Annotated in this window: 13 protein-coding genes, 1 tRNA gene and 2 pseudogenes; 13 read left to right on the forward strand and 3 right to left on the reverse strand. The window is 62.9% G+C overall.

Annotation, left to right across the window (positions count from 1 at the left end):
- Positions 1–17: 17 nt before the first annotated feature.
- From C8J33_RS16060 to C8J33_RS16070, 3 genes and pseudogenes are all read left to right on the forward strand, one after another.
- Positions 18–94 (forward strand) — tRNA-Met (locus C8J33_RS16060).
- Positions 95–292: 198 nt separating this feature from the next.
- Positions 293–1,391: pseudogene (locus C8J33_RS16065) on the forward strand (IS3 family transposase).
- Between the two features lie 135 nt (positions 1,392–1,526).
- A pseudogene (locus tag C8J33_RS16070) lies at positions 1,527–1,898 on the forward strand (DDE-type integrase/transposase/recombinase); the annotation flags it as partial.
- A gap of 120 nt (positions 1,899–2,018) precedes the next feature.
- Here C8J33_RS16070 and C8J33_RS16075 read toward each other — a convergent pair.
- Complete coding sequence (locus C8J33_RS16075) at positions 2,019–2,912, reverse strand: LysR family transcriptional regulator (RefSeq protein WP_110801461.1); 894 nt, start codon at positions 2,910–2,912, stop codon at positions 2,019–2,021.
- A 267-nt stretch (positions 2,913–3,179) separates the two neighbouring features.
- On the opposite strand from C8J33_RS16075, the gene C8J33_RS16080 reads away from it, so the two are divergent.
- The 10 genes from C8J33_RS16080 (at position 3,180) to C8J33_RS16125 (ending at position 14,909) form a co-directional block, all read left to right on the forward strand.
- The gene (locus C8J33_RS16080) at positions 3,180–4,160 is read left to right on the forward strand and encodes an aldo/keto reductase (protein WP_132664926.1); all 981 of its coding nucleotides are present in this window, start codon (positions 3,180–3,182) and stop codon (positions 4,158–4,160) included.
- Positions 4,161–4,511: 351 nt separating this feature from the next.
- On the forward strand, positions 4,512–6,143 hold the full coding sequence (locus C8J33_RS16085; protein ID WP_132664927.1) for a TIGR04028 family ABC transporter substrate-binding protein: 1,632 nt from the start codon (positions 4,512–4,514) through the stop codon (positions 6,141–6,143).
- Positions 6,144–6,199: 56 nt separating this feature from the next.
- Entirely contained in the window at positions 6,200–7,138 is a 939-nt protein-coding gene (locus C8J33_RS16090; RefSeq protein ID WP_110801458.1) for an ABC transporter permease, read from the forward strand.
- Positions 7,138–8,025 carry an ABC transporter permease gene (locus C8J33_RS16095; protein ID WP_110801457.1) on the forward strand — a complete coding sequence of 296 codons (888 nt, stop codon included), beginning with the start codon at positions 7,138–7,140 and terminating at the stop codon, positions 8,023–8,025. The genes C8J33_RS16090 and C8J33_RS16095 overlap by 1 nt, the downstream gene beginning before the upstream one ends.
- A complete protein-coding gene (locus C8J33_RS16100) occupies positions 8,022–9,671 on the forward strand; it encodes a dipeptide ABC transporter ATP-binding protein (RefSeq protein WP_110801456.1) in 1,650 nt (549 codons plus the stop codon). Before C8J33_RS16095 ends, C8J33_RS16100 begins: the two co-directional genes overlap by 4 nt.
- Entirely contained in the window at positions 9,668–10,720 is a 1,053-nt protein-coding gene (locus C8J33_RS16105; RefSeq protein ID WP_110801455.1) for a putative FMN-dependent luciferase-like monooxygenase, read from the forward strand. Before C8J33_RS16100 ends, C8J33_RS16105 begins: the two co-directional genes overlap by 4 nt.
- Before the next feature lie 92 nt (positions 10,721–10,812).
- Complete coding sequence (locus C8J33_RS16110; protein WP_132664928.1) at positions 10,813–11,400, forward strand: CMD domain protein; 588 nt, start codon at positions 10,813–10,815, stop codon at positions 11,398–11,400.
- Positions 11,401–11,414: 14 nt separating this feature from the next.
- Complete coding sequence (locus tag C8J33_RS16115; protein ID WP_422038412.1) at positions 11,415–12,029, forward strand: alkylhydroperoxidase domain protein; 615 nt, start codon at positions 11,415–11,417, stop codon at positions 12,027–12,029.
- Between the two features lie 167 nt (positions 12,030–12,196).
- Complete coding sequence (locus C8J33_RS16120) at positions 12,197–13,237, forward strand: isopenicillin N synthase family dioxygenase (protein WP_110801453.1); 1,041 nt, start codon at positions 12,197–12,199, stop codon at positions 13,235–13,237.
- A 325-nt stretch (positions 13,238–13,562) separates the two neighbouring features.
- The gene (locus C8J33_RS16125) at positions 13,563–14,909 is read left to right on the forward strand and encodes an adenylate/guanylate cyclase domain-containing protein (protein ID WP_110801452.1); all 1,347 of its coding nucleotides are present in this window, start codon (positions 13,563–13,565) and stop codon (positions 14,907–14,909) included.
- 12 nt (positions 14,910–14,921) lie between these two features.
- Here the strand turns inward: C8J33_RS16125 and C8J33_RS16130 are convergent, their stop codons facing one another.
- A complete protein-coding gene (locus C8J33_RS16130) occupies positions 14,922–16,283 on the reverse strand; it encodes a DUF882 domain-containing protein (RefSeq protein WP_110801487.1) in 1,362 nt (453 codons plus the stop codon).
- Between the two features lie 197 nt (positions 16,284–16,480).
- A complete protein-coding gene (locus C8J33_RS16135) occupies positions 16,481–17,503 on the reverse strand; it encodes an ABC transporter ATP-binding protein (RefSeq protein WP_132664929.1) in 1,023 nt (340 codons plus the stop codon).
- Between the last annotated feature and the right edge of the window lie 179 nt (positions 17,504–17,682).

Here is a 17,682-nt window from a genome sequence, read left to right on the forward strand (position 1 = left end):
TCAGTCACAATCCCTTCCGCGGGGTGGAGCAGCCCGGTAGCTCGTCAGGCTCATAACCTGAAGGCCGCAGGTTCAAATCCTGCCCCCGCAACCAAATCAAATAACACAGTCACAAACGCACAAAACCCCCGACGCTCTCGCGTGCGGGGGTTTTGTGCGTTTGGGGCGTTGGAAGTTGTTATCAAACTGAGCTGGTAGGGCGAGAGATGACAACCTGGCGCATCCACGTGACCTGAGCCCCTGAACTTCCTCCAGATTTTGGTAGAGTCCGTCACAATGAGGAGACGGACGAATGAAGCGTTCACGGTTCACGGAAGAACAGATCATCGGGATATTGAAGGAGCAGGAGGCGGGCGCGAAGACAGTCGATGTCTGCCGCAAGCACGGCATCTCGGACGCAACCTTCTACAAATATAAGGCAAAGTATGGCGGCATGGACGTGTCGGATGCCCGCAAACTGAAGGCGCTTGAGGACGAGAACGCCAGGCTGAAGAAGCTGCTCGCCGAGGCCGTGCTGGACAATGCGATCCTGAAGGATGTCGCTGCAAAAAAATGGTGACGCCCGATGTGAAGCGGGATGCGGTGGCTCACGTCTGTGCGCAGCACGGGGTGAGCCAGCGTCGGGCGTGCGAGGTTCTGTCGGTGGATCGGTCGAGCATGCGATATCGCAGCGTGCGGCCTGACGATGCATCCATCCGCGAGGCCATGAAGAAGCTGGCGTCCGAACGGCGGCGCTTCGGTTATCGCCGTATCCACGTCATGCTCGACCGGCAGGGGATCGTCATGAACCTGAAGAAGCTTCGGCGTCTCTACCGGGAGGAGAAGCTGACGGTGCGCAAGCGTGGCGGCCGAAAGCGGGCCTTGGGCACGAGACGTCCTCTGGCTTTGCCGTTGCGTCCGGGCGGGCGCTGGAGCCTGGACTTCGTCAGCGATGCCTTCACCGACGGTCGCCGCTTTCGGGTCCTGGCCGTCGTCGACGACTTCACCCGAGAATCCCTATGCCTGGTTGCCGATACATCCCTGTCAGGCGCAAGGCTTGCCCGCGAACTGGACAGTCTCATCGCCAGACGCGGAAAACCGAGGACGATTGTCTCGGACAACGGGGGGATATGACCAGCATGGCCATCCTCAAATGGTGCCAGGAGACCAAGGTGGAATGGCATTACATCGCCCCCGGCAAGCCGATGCAAAACGGCTTCGTCGAAAGCTTCAACGGCAGCTTCCGCGATGAGTGCCTGAACGAGACGCTGTTCTCGTCGCTCGCTCAGGCCCGCGCCGCAATCACTGCATGGAAGGAGGATTACAACAGAAACAGACCGCACTCGTCGCTGGGCAACATCACCCCCAACGAGTTCGCAATGAAAATAGCTATGGAAAAACAGGCCGCATGAGGCCAGATTAAAAACCCAAGACTCTCTGAAAACTGGTGGGAAAGTGGGTCTCAGGTCAGCATCTCGAAAACCGTCTCTCCCCATGACCTTCATCCCGCTTCCCGTTGTCGTTGCCCTCCTGCCGCCGATCAGCCTGTCGTCAACGCTAAGTGGGTTCATCGCATCATGGGCATGCTGCTGGAGAACCATACGGCCGTTCGCAAAGACCGCATCAACGACGGCAAGATCATGGTCATACGCTCGAACCTGCGCTGGTGCTCCGTTGGGCTGGAGTCCACCTGCTGGAATGGCGAGGTCATTCGTCTCGCCTTCATCATCAACGCCTTCGACCACGAGATCATCGCCTGGACGGCGGTCGCCAATGCAGGCATCTCCGGCTCAGACGTGCGCGATATGATGCTGGAGGCAGTCGAGAAACGCTTCCGCGCAACGAGAGCGCTTCATGCTATCGAGCATCTCTCGGACAATAGTTCGGCTTATACAGCGCGCGACACGAGGCTGTTTACCTAGGCGCTCAATCTGACACCCTGCTTCTGCACGGCCTTTTCTTTTATTATACTTAATTAACGCACTGGAGCAATCTAAGGTTGCAATTTCAAGTGCACGGGGTATCGCGCACTGTTGCGATCAGCCTCGGTAACGCAAAGCCTCCAGTAGGACCGCAAAGGCAGGTGAGGGCAGGCGTCGGCTGGGGTAGTAGAGGTGATAGCCCGGAAAGGGGGGACACCAGTCTTCCAGGGCACGGATAAGCCTGCCCTCGCTGATCGCATGCAGGGCCATGTCCGCTGTGACGAAGGCAAGTCCAAGCCCGGCAATGGCGGCTTTCAGCGATTGGCTCCCGGTATTGAAGGTCAGCTGGCCGTCGACCCGCACGTTCAGTGCCTGGCCATCTTTCTCGAACTCCCAGGCATAAAGCCCGCCAAAGGTCGGCAGGCGCAGGTTGATGCAGTTATGTTCGGTCAGGTCGCGCGGGGTCAGCGGCATGTCGCGGTTTTCGAAGTAGCCGGGTGACCCGACCAGCGCCATGCTGACCTCCGGACTGACCCGTACCGCGATCATGTCCTTGTCGACCTGCTCCCCCAGGCGGATGCCGGCGTCATACCGTTCCGCCACGATGTTGGTGAGCCCGTTGTCGAGGATCACCTCCACGCGGATGTCCGGATAGGCTGGCAGGATCTTCTGCAGGGCGGGACGCAGGATGGCGTCGGCGGGATGTTCGCTGCACGTGATACGGATCGTGCCGGCCGGCCGGTCGCGGAAGTCGCTCAGCGCCGCCAGTTCGCCCTCAATGTGATCAAGATCGGGCCCGATCGACTGCAGCAGTCGCTCGCCCGCTTCGGTGGGCGCCACGCTCCGCGTCGTGCGGGTGAGCAGCCGGACCCCGAGCCGGGATTCCAGTTCCCGTATCGTATGACTGAGAGTCGATTGTGAAAAGCCGAGCTTTGCGGCTGCCTTGGTGAAACTCCGCTCCTGTGCCACCGCGCGCAAGGCCAGCAGGTCGTTCAGGTTTTCGCGTAGCATTCATGGCTCTCCTGCATATGTTCATGCGGATCATACCATCTAATCAGAATGATCTGACAAGCGTATCTTGGCACACATCCGACGGAAAGGATGCGCGCCAACGGACATCGAACGTGACGGCTCTCAGGCCTTCGCCAAGGGGTCCGAAGGGCCCTTCGTCACCGGCAGCGACATCCTGATGGATGGCGGTTTCACCGCTTCCTACCGCTAGGGCGAGCGGGTTCGGAAAGTAGACGTTCGGTCAACCAATCTCAAAGGAGACGCATCATGCAAGCACGTAAACTCGGCACAAGTGGTCTGGACGTTTCAGCGATCGGCCTTGGCTGCATGGGGATCAGCCAATCCTACGGAACGCCGCTCGAACCGTCTGACGGCATCAAGCTCATCCGGGGCGCCTTCGAGCGCGGCATTACCTTTTTCGATACCGCCCAGGTCTATGGACCCTATAAGAACGAAGAGGTCGTCGGCGAGGCGCTGCAGCCGATCCGCGACAAGGTGGTGATCGCCACCAAGTTCGGCTTCGACATCCCCGGCGGCGGCGGCATGGACAGCCGGCCGGACCACATCCGCGCCACCGTCGAGGACTCCCTGAAGCGCTTGCGGACGGGGTATATCGATCTCCTTTACCAGCACCGGGTCGATCCGAACGTGCCGATGGAGGACGTCGCCGGCACGGTCAGGGACTTGATTGCGGAAGGCAAGGTCCGCGCTTTCGGACTGTCGGAGGCAGGTGTCGCCAATATCCGCCGCGCGCATGCCGTCCAGCCGGTCGCAGCGTTGCAGAGCGAATATTCGCTGTGGTGGCGGGAGCCGGAGGAGCGGATCTTTCCGGTTCTGGAGGAACTGGGCATCGGGTTCGTCCCCTTCAGCCCGCTTGGCAAAGGCTTCCTCACCGGCACGATCGATGCGGGCACGAGCTTCACCCAGAACGATTTCCGCAATTCCGTCCCGCGTTTCAGCGAGGAAAACCGTGCCGCCAACCAAGGTATCGTCGATACGCTGGCCCGGATTTCGCAGGACAAGGGCGTGACGCCTGCGCAGCTGGCACTGGCATGGGTCCTGACACAGAGCCCGACATTCGTGCCGATTCCGGGAACCACCAAGCTGCATCGTCTGGATGAGAACATCGCGGCGACGGACATCACCCTGTCAGAAGCGGACCTGGCTGCGATTAACGCCGCCGTTGCCGGGATCGCTATTCAGGGCGAACGTTATTCGCCCCAGCAGCAGGCCCGGATCGACCGATGACCGTCACCGGTCCCAAAGGGATGGTGCTCGGGGCCAATGGACAATGAACACACGCGTTACCTCTAACCAGGTCAGCCGTGCCACGTCGTCCGATGTCTTCGAGATCATTCCGTCTGCGGGTTATCTAGAAGATGACGCGCAGACTGTCAGACGGGCCCGACCGGCTCCCTCCTGACGCGATCCACCGATAGGACTATGAAGGATCGCGTTCCCTCCATATTTTCCCGCGACCTTCAGCGTGAGTGATTTCATCCGTCCTTGGTGGGAAATTTAGTATAGTAATCTTATAGACTGCATTGCCCCATAATCGGAAAGGATTACCCTGAAATCATCAAATTCCAGAGGTGTCTGATGAAAAGCCGAGTCTCCTTAACATCCTTTACTCTTGCAGCCGTTCTGGCTGCCACGGCGGTGAGCGCGTCTGGGGCGCACGCTGCGGAGCCGGTCAAAGGGGGAACGCTGATCTATCTGGAGCAGCAGACGCACACCAATCTCTATCCTCCGGCGGGCGGCTTCTACCCGAATGGCGGCATTCTCAACCAGATCACCGACAAGCTGACGTACCAGAACCCCAAGACGCTGGAGGTTGAGCCTTGGATTGCGGAATCCTGGCAGGTGAATGCGGATGCGACGGAATACACGTTCAAGCTTCGTTCCGGCGTGACCTTCTCCGACGGGAGTCCGCTCGACGCGGCAGCCGTTGCCCGGAATTTCGACGTTTTCGGCGTCGGCGACAAGGCGTTGAAATACCCGGTCTCCGAGGTCGTCAACAATTACGATCGCAGCGAGGTCGTCGATCCCCAGACGGTCAAGTTTTACTTCAAGAAGCCTTCGCCCGGCTTTCTGCAGGGCACTTCGGTCATAGGCTCCGGTCTCGTCTCGCTGAAGACGTTGACGCTTCCGTTCGAGACGCTCGGCGACGCGACGAAGATCGTCGGGTCCGGTCCCTTCGTCGTCGAAAGCGAGACGCTCGGCAAGGAACTCAACCTCAAGGCGCGCGAAGACTATGCGTGGGGCCCGGCGAAGCTGGAGCATCAGGGTCGGGCCTACATCGACGGCATCAGCTACATCGTCACCGGCGAGGATAGCGTGCGGATCGGCGCGTTGCTTGCGGGGCAGGCGGATCTTATCCGGCAGATCCAGGCCTATGACGAGCCGCAGGTGGAAAGCCAGGACTTCCGCATCTATGCGGCCAGCACGCGCGGCGTGAACAACAGCATCGTCTTCCGTCCGGATAATCCGCTGGTTGCCGACGTGAAGGTGCGCAAGGCGCTCTCGCTCGCCACCAACACGAAGGAGATCGTGTCCACGCTCTTTTCGGCCAATTACCCGGTCGCCACCTCCATCCTCGCATCCAGCGCCATCGGCTATGCGGATGAGACCGCGAAACTCGGCTTCGATGCCGAGAAGGCAAAGGCGCTTCTGGACGAAGCCGGCTACAAGCCCGGAGCGGACGGCATCCGCGAGAAAGACGGGCGGAAGTTAGTGTTGACCGCCTACGAGTCGCTGCCGCAGCCGCAAAACCGCGCCACGCTTCAGCTCGTCGCTCAGCAATGGGGCAAGGTCGGCGTGACTCTCAACGTGCTTGCTGGCGACGCCGGCAGCCGCACGGTCGACGATCTCGATCCCCTGAAGACGCCGGTTTCACCGGCCATGGTCGGACGGGCGGATCCGGACGTGCTCAAGAGCCAGTACTATCCGAAAAACCGCGATGTCCTGCGCCAGAAGGGCGGGCCGAGCGACAAGGTCCAGTCGTTCGTCGATCCGAAGCTCAATGGTATCTTGGAGACGATCGCAACGGAGCCGAATCGCGAGAAGCGCCTGAAAGCGGCAGCCGAGGCGCAGGCTTACGTGCTCGATCAAGCCTATGCGATCCCGATCTTCGAAGAGCCACAGGTCTATGCGTCAGCGCCTTATGTCAACGGGCTTGCCTTCGAGGCGGTCGGCCGTCCGAGCTTCTATAGCGTCTGGCTGGACAAATGAGCCTCTGACCGGCGGCGGGATCGATCGCCGGTCAAAGTTCAGAATGCGGAGACGTCATGCTGAAATTCGTTATTGCACGCATCGGACAGGCGGTGCTGGTTCTCTGGGCCGCCTTCACCCTCTCCTTCGTGCTGCTGCAGGCCATGCCGGGCGATGCCGTGCTGATCAAGTTCCTCAACCCCGAATACGGGCTGAGCCCCGAGCAGATCGCAGAAATCAGAGCGGATTATGCGGTGGACGGCAGTCTTTTCGCCCAATATGCGGCATCGCTTGGAAATGTGCTCACCGGCGATTTCGGCTATTCTGTTCGGGCCGGCGTTCCCGTCTCGGCGCAACTTGCGGTCAACCTTCCGGCCACGCTGACACTCGCATCGCTCGGCTTTGCCACAGCCGTCATCCTCGCCGCACTTCTCGCCTTCCTGTCCAGTTTTTCGGCCGGCAGCCGCCTGCGGGATCTCATCCAGTCCATCCCGGCGCTGTTCATCTCCATTCCCGTCTTCTGGCTCGGCATCATGCTGATCCAGATCTTCTCTTTTCGGCTCAAGCTGGTCCCGGTCATCCACCCAGGCCCGTGGGAAAGCCTCATCCTCCCTGTTCTCACGCTGGCTGTGCCGATCTCCGCACCGCTGGCGCAGATTCTTATCCGTAACCTCGACGAGATCGAAACCCGGTCTTTCGTCTCCGTCGCCCGCGCCAAGGGCGCCTCGCGCGGCCGCGTCCTGTTCCGCCACGTCGCCCGCAACGCCGTTCTGCCCGTCCTCACCATTGCCGGCGTTCTCTTCGGCGAGCTTCTGGCCGGCGCCGTCGTGACCGAAACCGTCTTCGGCCTCAGCGGCATCGGCAGCCTGACGGAGCGGGCAGTAAGCTATCAGGACCTTGCCGTTCTCCAGGCGGTCGTCATCGTTTCCGCCGCGATCTTCGTGGCGATCAACCTGATCGTCGATCTCGCCTATCCCTTCCTCGATCCGAGGCTGAAGCCCCGAGCAGGTGCCTGATGACCAGTTTCGACATTCTCGACCGGCGGTCTGTGCCGGCCTCGGCTGCGTCGGCTGCAACGCCAAGCACCGCCGCGCGCTTCAGGGTCTGGCGCGGCATATCGCCCAGTCTCGTCCTCGCTTGGCTGGTGCTCGCCACCGTTCTCCTCTGGGCCATGGCACCCGGCCTCTTCACGGTCTACAATCCCGTGGAAGGGGTGCCCGGCGGACAGCTCAAGGCACCGAGCGCGGCACATTTGCTGGGCACGGATTCGCTCGGACGCGACCTGTTTTCCCGCATCGTGCACGGTTCCGTCCATTCGCTCACCGGAGCGCTCGCCGCCGTCGGTGTCGGGCTTCTGGCAGGCACGACGATCGGCATTCTCGCGGGTTCGGTTGGCGGCTGGATCGACGATCTGCTCATGCGCCTCGTGGATGTGTTGCTTTCCATCCCCACATTGCTGCTGTCTCTGAGCATCATCATCCTTCTCGGCTTCGGCACGTTCAACTCGGCTATTGCGGTCGGTGCGACGGCGATTGCAGGCTTTTCCAGGCTGACGCGCTCGGAAGTCGTTCGCGTGCGCCGGTCCGACTATGTCGAAGCCGCCTTTGGCAGCGGCGGCAGCTTCGTAAAGGTTCTTTGGCGGCATATCCTGCCGAATTCGTTGACGTCGGTCTTCGCCTTCACGGCCCTGCAGTTCGGCTGGGCCCTGCTGCAGATCTCGACGCTCGGCTTCCTCGGCTACGGCGCACCGCCGCCGACACCGGAGTGGGGCCTCCTCATTGCCGAAGGCCGCAATTACCTCGCAACGGCGTGGTGGCTGACGGCGGCGCCCGGCCTTATCGTCGTTATCGTCGTTCTCTCGGCCAACCGCATCAGCCAGTCGTTCGGGAGAGCCGGATCATGACCATGCCGATCCTCGACATCCGCAACCTGCGTGTCTCCTATGATGCGAATGTCCCGCATTGCGCCGTCAACGGCGTCAGCCTCCAGGTCTTTCCGGGAGAGGTCGTGGCACTGGTCGGGGAAAGTGGTTCGGGCAAGACCTCCATCGCACAGGCGGTGATCGGCCTTCTCCAGGGAAACGGCCGGGTGGACGGCGGCGCCATCCTTCTCAACGGAACCGACATCACGCGGTGGAGCCAGAAGCGGCTCGATGCCGTGCGCGGCGCTGTCGTCAGCCTCATTCCGCAGGACCCCACCGGCTCGCTCAATCCGGTGATGACGATCGGTGCGCAGGTGCGGGAAATCCTGACCGTGCATGGGAAGGCGAGGGGAAAGGCTGCAGACAGGAGAGTCATCGAACTCCTGACCAAAGTCGGTCTGTCGCAGCCGGAGGTCCGGGCCCGACAATATCCGCACGAGCTTTCCGGCGGCATGAAACAGCGCGTGCTGATCGCTATCGCCATCGCGCTCGAACCGGCGCTGATCATTGCCGACGAGCCGACGTCCGCGCTCGATGTGACCGTGCAGAAGCGCATTCTCGACCTGATCGACGATCTCCGGCGCGAATTCGGCACGGCGGTGCTCTTCGTCACGCACGATCTCGGCGTGGCCGCCGATCGCTCCTCACGGCTGATCGTGCTGAAGGGCGGCGAGATCCAGGAAGAGGGGGCGACCGCGGACGTTCTTACTGCGCCGCAAAACACCTACACGCAACGCCTCCTGGCCGACGCACCGTCATTGTCCGCCCCGGCCCGCATCGTGCGGCGATCGCGCGCCGGAGAGACGCCCCTCGTAACCGTGGAAAATCTCGTCAAGGATTTCGCACTGCCGGACGGCGGCGTGCAGAGGGCGGTGGACGGTGTATCTTTTGGGATCGATCCGGGCACGACGCATGCGATCGTGGGTGAGAGCGGGTCGGGCAAGACGACCACCATTCGCGCGATTGCCGGCTTCGAGCGGCCGACATCTGGCAGCATCCTCATCGACGGCCTCGACGCTCGCACGTTGAAGGGTGAAACGCTGCGGCAGTTCCGCCGCAAGGTGCAGTTGGTCTACCAGAACCCGCTGGCATCGCTCGATCCGCGCCAGTCGGTGTTTTCCATCATTGAGGAACCCCTCCTGAACTTCGCCCCCGTGGCACGCGACGAACGGGCCCGGCGCGTGGCCGCCATCCTCGACCGGGTCGGCTTGACGCAGGCAACGCTTGCCCGCCGCCCGCATGCTTTGTCCGGCGGCCAGCGGCAGCGCATCGCGATTGCCCGGGCCTTGATCCTCGAACCGAAGCTCGTCATTCTCGACGAAGCCGTATCGGCGCTCGACGTGACCGTGCAGGCGCAGATCCTCTCGCTGCTTGCCGAACTGCAGGCGGATCTCGGGCTCACCTATCTCTTCGTCTCGCACGATCTCGCCGTCGTCCGGCAGATCGCCGACAGCGTCTCGGTGATGCACGAGGGCCGTCAGGTCGATCATGGCTCGGTTGAGGCGGTGTTCGAGCGGCCTACGAGCGCCTACACGCGCGACCTCATCGAGGCCATTCCCGGGCGCCGACGTCAGGCAGAAGGCGCGCGGTCCAATCCGTCCGAGACGGCAGAAGGATATCCGGCATGACCCTGGCAAAAAGCGAAACAGCAACGGCCCGCAAGCGCCTCGGCTTCTTCACCCGCCTCCTCGATGATGTCTCCCCCGGCGAACGCTACAGGCTGGCAGCCGAGCAGATCGGCCATGCCGAGGCGTTCGGCTTCGACAGCGCCTGGATCGCCCAGCATCACTTCCATCCGGAGGAGGGTGGGCTTCCTTCGCCGAGCGTGTTCCTTGGCTATGTCGCGGCGCGGACGGAGCGCATCCGGCTTGGCACCGGCGTCATCACCCTGCCCATGGAAAATCCGATCCGGGTTGCCGAAGATGCCGCCGTCCTCGAACTGCTGTCTAACGGCCGCCTTGAGGTGGGCTTCGGCACGGGCGGTACGCGCGAATCCTTTGAGGAATTCGGCATCGACAGCGCGACGCGCGGCGAGGTCTATGCGCGCAACCTCGCGTTGGTCCGAACGGCATGGGCCGGGAAAGCCTTGCCGAGCGGTAACATGCTCTATCCGCCGGCGCCGACACTGATCGACCGCGTCTGGCTGGCCACGTTTTCGGTTGGTGGCGCCGAGCTTGCCGGCCGCTCCGGCGACGGGCTGATGCTGTCGCGCACGCAGCCGCGGCCCGCCGACCGGCTGGACGCGACACTGCCCGACCTGCAGAATCCGCTTATCGACGCCTATCTCGCGGCATTGCCCAAGGGCCGCGCGCCGCGCATCCTCGGCTCGCGCAGCCTGTTCGTGGCGGAGAGCCGCAAGGAGGCGCTGCGGCTCGCGGACATCGGCCTGACCCGCGTTGCCGCACGCTTTGCCGAAGCGGGGCATCGCATCCCCGGCACCTCGGTGCACGACCTCATCCGCGCCCTCGACAGCCACGTCGGCACGCCGGACGACGTCATCGCCTCGCTGAAGGCCGATGATGCACTGGCACGCACCACCGATCTGACCTTCCAGGTCCACTCCATCGATCCGCCGCATACCGACATCCTTCGCTCGATCGAGCTGATCGCAACGCATGTGGCGCCAACCCTCGGCTGGCATCGCAGTGAAGCCGGCCATCTCGCTGCGGCGGAATAGGTTCCGTCTCTTTCTCTCGCTGAACGACCCCAGAGCGAAGAGGCGAAATACGCCAGACATCTGCACCCAGACATCTGCACAAGGAGACCATCATGACCGATATCATCGATACGCTGGCGGGAACCGCGACCGGATCGCCGCTGGAGGCCCTGCGCTTGCGGCGACCCGTGACGCGGGACAACGCGGAAAAGACGTACCGGGCGCTCTTCCAGCCGGTAAACGTCGACGATGTCAGCCTCGCCGAGCGTTTCGCCGTCGCATTGTTCGTGGCCGTCCTGCATGCCGATACCGCAAGTACCGAGCATTATGGTGCACTTCTGACCGGCCAGCCGGACGGGGAGAGGCTGCTTGCCACCGTTCTCGCTGCCGCCGAGGCCGGTGTCACGAAAGGCCCTTATGGCGCTTATCCGGATGGACCGCTCTCGGTCGAAAACAAGGCGGGCCTCCAATACGCCGTCGCTTCCGCGCAGCGTGATGCGATCGGCGCGCGGCTGGCGGCGGCGCTCGATCATGCGCATCTGCTCGTCTTCCGGCCGCGGGAGGCGAGCCCGGAAGCTCTCGCTGCCTTGGCGGCTGCCGGCTGGAGCAGCACCGGCATCGTCACGCTGTCCCAGCTCGTCGCGTTTCTTTCGTTTCAGATCCGCGTTGTCGCCGGTCTGAAAGTCCTGTCCGCCGCCTGAACGGAGATGCCCTCATGAACGCTCCCCTGCAACACCCCGTCATCACGCCCGCCGTCGAGAATGCACCCGTCGCCTTCACCCAGGATCAGATCGGCTGGACGCCATGGCTGGCGCCGCTTGCGGAAGATCAACTGACCGATCGACACTGGGCGGGTCTGGTCGAGGCATCCCGCGCGAAATCGCCCTATTTCATGCTTCTGGTGCGCGACCCCGATGTTCTGGAGGCGAGAACGAAAACGGACAAGGACATCTTCTACAATGTCGAAGACGGCCTGCCGCGCGCCGAGCGGGAACTGGCAGCGACCGCCGCCTCGCGCGAAAATGGCTGCATCTTCTGTGCCTCCGTGCATTCCCGCTTTGCCTCGCATTTCTCAAAGCGCAGCGAGGACGTACAGCGTCTTCTGGATGAAGGCGTGAACGTCGATCTCGGCGAACGCTGGAATGCGATCATCGCGGCGTCCGTTGTCCTGACTCAGACGCCTCCGGCCTTCGACACCACCCATGTCGACCGCCTGAAGGCTGCCGGCCTTTCGACCGAGGAGATCTCCGATGTCATCCATGGCGCTGCGTTCTTCAACTGGGCAAATCGGCTGATGCTCTCGATCGGCGAGCCTCTGCCCGCCGGCTGAAACTTTCACGTTGCGCGCAGGGAAGCCGTCGACGTCACCGTGAAAAATGTTCGGCGCTTGCTGGCGGGCGTCGCATCGTCCGCGCGGAAAACAGGGTGCCGTTCAGAAGCCGCGGGTGCGGCTCATCTCGTTTCATTCCCCATCCGCCGTCTTTGAGGAACAAGTCCATGACGATTCACACCAAGCCCGTGCATATGCCCACGATCGACTTTTCCCGGTTCTACGGCACGCCCGAAGAGCGGGACCTTTTCATTACGGAACTGACGCGCGTCCTCCATGACCACGGCTTCTTCTACCTGACCGGCCACGGCGTTCCGCAAAGCCTGATCGACGATGTGCTCGCGACATCCAAGCGCTTCTTCGCTATTCCGGACGCTGACAAGCTGTCGATCGAGATGGTGAAATCACCGCATTTCCGCGGATACAATCGCGCCGGATACGAGCGGACACGCGGCGAGCAGGACTGGCGCGAACAGCTCGATATCAACACCGAAGGGCAGCCGGTCGAGGCTGGCCCCGAGACCCCATGGAACCGGCTCTATGGACCGAACCAGTGGCCGGAGGCCCTGCCGGAGCTGCGACCGCTGCTCCTGCGTTACCAGGCCGAAGTCACCCGCATCGGCATCGACGTGCTCAAGGCGATCGCGCTATCCCTCGGCCAGCCGGAAAACGCATTCGCCGATATCTACGAGCCATCTCCCTCGCAGCTTCTGAAGATCATCCGCTACCCGGGTCGAAATGAGGCAGGCAGCGACCAAGGCGTCGGCGCCCACAAGGACGGCGGCTTCGTGACCGTGCTTCTGCAGGATACGGTGCCCGGCCTGCGCATCCGCACGGAAGAGGGCGTGTGGATCGACGCGCCTCCGGTGCCGGGAACCTTCATCATCAACAGCGGCGAGCTTCTGGAACTCGCGACGAACGGCTTCGTGCGCGCCGACGTGCACGGCGTGGTGACGCCGCCCGCCGGCAGCGAACGCTATTCCGTCGCCTTCTTCCTCGGCGCCCGTTACGACGCCACCATCCCCGTCATTCCGTTGCCCGAGAGCCTGAAGCGCGGCGAACGCGGCGTTACCGTCGATCCCCTTAACCCGATCTTCCGCGAGGTCGGTATCAACCACCTGAAGAGCCGCCTGCGCTCGCATCCCGATGTCGCAGCCAAGCACCATCCGGACCTGCTCCACCTGCTGGAAACGCCAGCCAAAATCTGAGATTGAGCCGCGAGCAGCGGTATTCTCAAAGATCGAGAGATGGTCTGCCGTCTGCACGGATTGGCTGTCGGCGTTGCGCGAGTTCGACGTCGAAACGGGAGGGCGGATCTGTAGCGGACATGCGGGCGCAGGCCGAATATGCGCTGGCGGCAGCGACGATGGTGACGCCGCTCTCCGGCGCTCAGGAGGTTGCGCTCGGTCGTTTGGTCTCCTCCATTTCAACGCTCTCACTCTCGAACCATCCCAAGATCTTACGGATGTCATTCAGCCCCTTCTTGATGTAGCAAGATCTGTGGAGGACGGCTGCAGGGAGTGAACGCATCTGATGCTCGAATGGCTTCAGCTTCAACTGTCTGCCGCGCTGCCAGGGCGCTCGACGTCCGACGAGCAGTCGCGGCGGCTGCACGATGCGGAACTGACGGGGTTGGCGACCGCGTTCCGCGTGCGGCTCTGCGCCGTGGCCGTCATTGCGCTCTGGCTTCTGGTCAGCACCGCCTGGCCGCGCAACATCTACTATCTCGCTATCAGTCTCGCCTTCCTTGCACTCAGCTACATCCCTTATGCAACCCGCCGCCATCCGGCCGCCTGGACGATCAAGCTCGCTTGCACCATCCTCGACGTCGCCCTCATCACGTCCACCATCCTTCTCCCGCCCTTCGGCGACTTTGCGTCCGACTGGCCGATCCAGACGCGGACACGCGGCCCGGAATTCCTCTATGTGCTTTTGTTGCTTGCAGAATCTGCGCTGACCTATTCGCCGATCCTCGTCGTGTGGACCGGTGGCATCATAATCGCGGTCTGGTCCTTCGGCATCAACAGCATCTACGACAGGGTGGATACCGTCAGGTTCGGCGATGCCGGCGACCTGACGGAGATGCAGGCGCTGGAGCGGTTTCTCAATCCTTACTTCGTCGGCCTCGCCCAGATGTGGGTGCAGGTGGTGACGACCGGGCTATTCACCCTGTTCCTCGCTATTGCTGTGCTGCGCAGCCGCAACACGCTGATCGCCCAGATCAAGGACAATGCCGTGCGGCAGTCGCTCGCGCGCTATGTGTCGCCCGATGTCGCGCATGCCATGGGAGACGATGGCCCAAGCTTCGGCGCGCCCTCCAAGCGCGAGGTTGCGGTGATGTTCGTGGATATCGTCGGCTTCACGCACATGGCGGAAAAGCGCTCGCCCGAGCAGGCGCTGGCGCTTCTGCGCAGCTTTCAGGAACGGGGATGCGCCGTGCTGCTTCCCAGCGGCGGTACGCTCGACAAGTTTCTGGGCGATGGCATCATGGCGACGTTCGGCGGCGTCGAGCCGCAGACCGATGCGGGCCAGCGGGCGCTCTCCTGTGCCTTCGATCTTTTGGACGCCTATGCCGCGTGGAACGCCAAGCGGACGTTACGCGGCGCCGAGCCCATCCGCGTGGCGATCGGCCTGCACTTCGGCGAAGTCATCGTCGGCAACGTGGGAACCAGCGAACGGCGCGAATTCACCGTTATCGGCGACGTTGTCAACGTGGCAAGCCGACTGGAGCGCGCCACGCGGGATCTCGACGGTCGCCTCGTGGTGTCCGATGCCTGCCTGCGGGCTGCGGGAGGGGTTCCGCCCGGCCGCAGCTTCACCCGCACGCTGACGGTCGACATTCGGGGCCGGGATCATCCGGTGCGCGCGCATCTGGCGTGATGGTGCGACGCGTCAGCCGTCCCGTGCAAACCGGTTGGCGTCGAACGGGATCGACGGAACGGATGCGCCACGCCGACGCCCGGGGATCTCGTCCGGTCGTGCAGAGGCGCTGGTGGCTGTAGCGGCGAAAACGCGGCGCAGATTTCTTGGAAGGACGAGGCGCTGGAGCGTGTCCGTGCGCGCCAATGCCCAGCCGAGCAAGGCTCGGTCAGTCACGGTCCACGCAGGCTGCAGGCTTCCGCGGCCCCAGGCAAGCGTGGTTTCCGCGGGTGTCGGCTGCCGCAAGGCGCGTCCGGCGAGCGCAAGGCCCGCCCGCGCCGTGAACCTCGGGGAGGGGAGGAATGTCGACGTACCCTCGCGAAGCGCGTTGTGATCGCTTTCCGTTATGTCTGCGGCAGGAGGTAGCACGGCGGCGCGGAAGGTCGGAACAGGCACGCTCAGGGCTGCGAGTTTTTGGGCTGCGAGATCGGGAGAGGTCTCCGGACGCGTCTCCGGTATCGGCCTCGTCTGGAGGTCGAGCGCTTTCTGCGCACGGCTCGTCTGTGTCGGCAGCAGTGCCGTCACCAGGCTCGCATCGTTCTTTGTCGTTTCGGGCGAGCGGTGTGGAGCCGCGCTTCCTGCCATGATGATCGATTTGCCGCTGGCCCGACGCTTGTGGTCCGCCATGGCGCTGTCATAGCCGGGCAGCGCCCGTCCGTCGGAGGGCAGATGCAGGGTCTTGCCGTTCGGGAAGATGCGCACGAGCTCCTGCCGCGACATCCGCGGCCATGCCCGGACATTGCCGACGTCGAGATGCACGAAGGGCGAGCCGGATGTCGGGTAATAGCCGACGCCGCCTGCCTGCAACTGCATGGCGATGGAACGGAGCTTCGCCAGGCTCACGCCGGGAATGAAGAAGTCCATGGCCTTACCCAGCGTATGTTGGCTGTTCTTGGCGACGCCCGTGCTGCGGGAACGGCCGCGCAGCATGCTGTTGGTCGCGGGCGAGCGATAGGCGGAGACGATGTTGATGTGGCTCTTGGCACCGCTGCGCTCGTAGACGTCCCAGACGAGGTCGAGCAGGCGCGGGTCCATGCGGGCCGGCTCATTCCGGCGCCAGTCGCGCAGCAGCCGGTTGATCTGCGCCAGACCCTTCGCATCGTATTGCCCGTTCCGCTTGAACGTGATCGTCGCCCGCTCGCCCGTGTGGGTGAAAAACAATTTCAGAGCGCGGTCTTCGGCCACGGCCTCGAACGCTCCGAGTGTCAGCGCCGACACCGCGATAGCGGCAATGGCCGATGCGCGGGCGGCGCAGCGCGCCAGCACCTGAAGAGCCCTATGGGCGCCGGGCGGTAGCAGGCCTGCAAGACGTGCGGCCACAGAACGTTCGAACACGGCGTTTCCGATCTCTGCAAGAAACAATGACGGCCGGCAGAAAGCGTCGGCACGTTCGTCTGGCAGAGATTATGGTCAACGAAGACTTAACAAGACGTTTCCTCGACATCAGAGACATGTCGTGTTGCCGCCAAGAGGCTGTTCGGAAACCCGGCGGCGGAGAGCCGGCGAGGGATTTCCGTCCTGCGGGCAAGACCTTAAAGGGCGATACCCAGATGATCGAAGCGGTAGAGGAACTGGTCGTTTGGCTTCACCACGACATCCCGACCGATGGGCAGGACGAGGCCTCCATGGGTGCGGATCTGCAGGCGACCGGCGCCCTCGATATCCACGACAAGAAACGTGTCGCTACCCAGATATTCGGCGGACGCGACACGCCCCTTCCAACCGCCCCTGCCGCTTTCACCACCCGTATCGGTCACGGCGCGGACGTCGAAATGTTCCGGCCGGACTCCAATGGTGATGGCGCGGTAATGGTCGGCCAACGGCCCCGTGATCAGGTTCATCTGGGGTGAACCGATGAAGGTCGCGACGAAAATGTTGGCGGGCTTGTGGTAGAGATCGAGCGGATGCCCGATCTGTTCGACCTTGCCGGCATTCATCACCACGATCTTGTCCGCCATGGTCATCGCCTCGACCTGATCATGGGTGACGTAAACGGTGGTGGTCGCAAGCCTTTGCTGCAAATCGCGAATTTCCCCGCGCATCTGGACGCGCAGCTTGGCGTCGAGGTTGGAGAGCGGTTCGTCGAACAGGAAGACTTTCGGGGCGCGCACGATCGCTCGACCCATGGCGACGCGCTGGCGTTGGCCGCCGGACAGCGCGACAGGCTTGCGATCGAGATAACGCGTGAGATCCAGGATGCCCGCCGCCGAGGCCACCCGCTTGCCGATCTCATCCTTGGCAAGACCAGCAAGCCGCAACGCGAAACCCATATTGGATTCGACCGTCATGTGCGGATAGAGCGCGTAGTTCTGGAAGACCATGGCGATGTCGCGGTCCCGCGGTGCAAGGTCGTTGACCCGCACGCCCTCGATGCGGATGTCGCCGGACGTGATCGCCTCCAAACCGGCGATCGTGCGCAGCAAGGTCGATTTTCCGCAGCCGGACGGACCAACCAGCGCAAGAAACTCGCCGTCCTCCGCCGCCACCGAAATACCGTGCAGCACCTCCAATGCTCCATAGGACTTGCGGATCTCTTCGAGTTCCAAACGCGCCATCATCATCCTCCCGACACAGTGGCTTGACACAAAACAAAAGTGATTTAATCTAATTTCCACGGCCTGTGAAGATCGTTGTTGGAGGCGAGGAAGGTCGATGGGGAGCGGAGGCGGCAGGCGACAAGCCTGCGGCATACGATATCCACGAGACGAGGATGTGAACGCTGCCGCCGGTTCGG

The sequence above is a fragment of the Rhizobium sp. PP-CC-3G-465 genome, assembly GCF_004343445.1.
Classification (GTDB): Bacteria; Pseudomonadota; Alphaproteobacteria; order Rhizobiales; family Rhizobiaceae; genus Ferranicluibacter; species Ferranicluibacter rubi.

Excerpts from the sequence above, each read along its gene's own strand:
- C8J33_RS16080 (WP_132664926.1), top strand. The coding sequence starts at position 3,180 with ATGCAAGCACGTAAACTCGGCACAAGTGGTCTGGACGTTTCAGCGATC.
- C8J33_RS16125 (WP_110801452.1), top strand. The coding sequence starts at position 13,563 with ATGCTCGAATGGCTTCAGCTTCAACTGTCTGCCGCGCTGCCAGGGCGC.
- C8J33_RS16110 (WP_132664928.1), top strand. The coding sequence starts at position 10,813 with ATGACCGATATCATCGATACGCTGGCGGGAACCGCGACCGGATCGCCG.
- C8J33_RS16090 (WP_110801458.1), top strand. The coding sequence starts at position 6,200 with ATGCTGAAATTCGTTATTGCACGCATCGGACAGGCGGTGCTGGTTCTC.
- C8J33_RS16100 (WP_110801456.1), top strand. The coding sequence starts at position 8,022 with ATGACCATGCCGATCCTCGACATCCGCAACCTGCGTGTCTCCTATGAT.
- C8J33_RS16120 (WP_110801453.1), top strand. The coding sequence starts at position 12,197 with ATGACGATTCACACCAAGCCCGTGCATATGCCCACGATCGACTTTTCC.
- C8J33_RS16095 (WP_110801457.1), top strand. The coding sequence starts at position 7,138 with ATGACCAGTTTCGACATTCTCGACCGGCGGTCTGTGCCGGCCTCGGCT.
- C8J33_RS16115 (WP_422038412.1), top strand. The coding sequence starts at position 11,415 with ATGAACGCTCCCCTGCAACACCCCGTCATCACGCCCGCCGTCGAGAAT.
- C8J33_RS16075 (WP_110801461.1), bottom strand. The coding sequence starts at position 2,912 with ATGCTACGCGAAAACCTGAACGACCTGCTGGCCTTGCGCGCGGTGGCA.
- C8J33_RS16135 (WP_132664929.1), bottom strand. The coding sequence starts at position 17,503 with ATGGCGCGTTTGGAACTCGAAGAGATCCGCAAGTCCTATGGAGCATTG.
- C8J33_RS16085 (WP_132664927.1), top strand. The coding sequence starts at position 4,512 with ATGAAAAGCCGAGTCTCCTTAACATCCTTTACTCTTGCAGCCGTTCTG.
- C8J33_RS16105 (WP_110801455.1), top strand. The coding sequence starts at position 9,668 with ATGACCCTGGCAAAAAGCGAAACAGCAACGGCCCGCAAGCGCCTCGGC.